The organism is Streptomyces sparsus, assembly GCF_054776295.1.
The window spans coordinates 1-2,079 of the sequence record NZ_BAAHCA010000867.1 but is presented as its reverse complement, the minus strand read 5'-3'; the positions used below and the strand labels follow the sequence as shown (position 1 = coordinate 2,079).

2 protein-coding genes are annotated in these 2,079 nt (G+C 73.4%); both read left to right on the top strand.

Going from position 1 to position 2,079, the window contains the following annotated elements:
- Window positions 1-406: ACT domain-containing protein (locus ACYVE9_RS24300; RefSeq protein ID WP_461030037.1), on the top strand; the 406-nt coding region annotated here is incomplete at its 5' end.
- Window positions 407-578: 172 nt separating this feature from the next.
- On the top strand, window positions 579-2,079 hold a 1,501-nt coding region (locus tag ACYVE9_RS24295; protein WP_461030036.1), incomplete at its 3' end, for a M1 family metallopeptidase.

The window sequence follows — 2,079 nt, the reverse complement described above, 5'->3', positions numbered from 1 at the left end:
CGCCCGCTGCTGCACGCCCGTCCCGCCCGACGCGGTCGTGGGCTTCGCGGTCCGCGGCGCCACCGTCACCGTGCACCGGGAGAGCTGCGCCGCGGTCGCGCGGATGACGGCCTCCGGACGCGAGCGTGTACCGGTCCGCTGGCAGGAGGGCGAGACGGGCTGCCGGGTCACGCTGCTCGCTGAAGCGTTCGGTCGGCCCCGCCTGCTCGCCGACCTGACGGAGACCATCGCCGTGCAGGGCGCGGCCGTCATCTCCGCGGACGTCGAACCGCCCCGCCAGCAACGGGTCCGGCACACCTACACCCTCCAACTCCCCGACGCGACCGGGCTGCCCGCGCTGATGCGCGCCATGCGCAAGGTGCCCGGTGTCTACGACGTCATCCGCGCCACCCGCCCGGTGGTCTGAGCCGTCACCCGGCCCGACTCGGCCCGGCGGGTGGGCCGACGCCGTTCCGGGCGCCCGGGTGCCCGACCGGCGGCGGCCGTACGGTGCCGAAGGGCGACCATCGCTGAGCTGTTCGAGTGTGCCGCTGACGTGCCGTCCGCCGCCGCGCGGTGCCGACTGGTAGCGGTGGACCATGGTCACCCTCCGCAACGGTGCCGCGCTGCGCCGAACCGCCACCGCCACGGCGGTCGCCGTCACCTCGCTCGCCCTGGTCGCGGCCGGGACTCCCGCCCCCGAACCACTGGGCATCGGCGACCGGCTCTTCCCCCATCTGGGCAACCCCGGTTACGACGTCCGCTCCTACGACATCTCCCTGCGCTACACCGGTGACAACACCGACGACCTCGAAGCGCGCACCCGCATCGAGGCCCGGGCGACCGGCGGCACCATGGACACCCTGAACCTGGACTTCTCCGGCGGCCGGGTCCGTTCGGTGCAGGTCGACGGCAGCCCCGCCACTTCCGCGGCAGCCGGTGAGGACATCGTCGTCACCCCGTCCACGCCCGTCGAGGCCGGCAGCACCTTCACCGTGGACATCCGGCACACCAGCCCGACCGCCGGTGCCAAGCCCACCGGCTGGATCCGCACCGCGGACGGCCTGGTGCTCGCCAACCAGGCGGACGCCGCGCACCGCGTGTTCCCCGGCAACGACCATCCCTCCGACAAGGCGCTGTTCACCTTCCGCGTCACCGTTCCCCGGGGCTACACGGCCGTCACCAGCGGCCGGCCGCTCACCCGCACCTCACGCGGCGCCGACCGGACGTGGTCCTACCGGACCGCCCAGCCGATGGCGACCGAACTGGCGCAGGTGTCCATCGGCCGTTCCGACGTCGTACGCCGCGACGGCCCCCGCGGCCTGCCGATGCGTGACGTCGTGCCGAGCAGGCACCGCGACTCCCTGGAACCGTGGCTGGCCCGCACGCCGCGGCAGATGGAGTGGATGGAGAAGCAGGTCGGCGACTACCCCTTCGAGACGTACGGTGTGCTCGCGGCGGAGGCCGACTTCAACTTCGCGCTGGAGACGCAGACCCTCTCGCTCTTCTCCCGCGGCTTCTTCACCGACCCCGGGTATCCCGACTGGTACCGGGAGTCGATCATGATGCACGAGCTGGCCCACCACTGGTTCGGCAACAGCGTCAGCCCGCGCCGCTGGAGCGACCTGTGGCTGAACGAGGGGCACGCCACCTGGTACGAGTGGCGCTTCGCCGAGGAGCGGGGCGGCTTCGCGCTCCGGCAGCGGGTGAAGGCGGCCTACCAGGCCTCCGACACCTGGCGGCGCGCCTACGGGCCGCCGGCCGCGCTGAAGGTGCCGCACTCCGACGACCGGATCAGCATCTTCCAGCCCATCGTCTACGACGGTTCGGCGGTCGTGCTCTACGCGTTGCGGCAGAAGATCGGCGCCGCCGACTTCGACCGGCTGCAACGCGAGTGGGTCGAGCGGCACCGGGACGGCGTGGCGGGCACCGGCGACTTCGTCGCACTGGCGAACGAGGTCTCGGGCCAGGACCTCACCGGGTTCCTGCGGAGCTGGCTGTACGGCCGCACCACCCCGCCGATGCCCGGCCACCCGGACTGGAAGAGCGGGGCCGACTCCGCGGGGGCGGCGGATCCGCACGGCCCGGCGGGCGGCACCG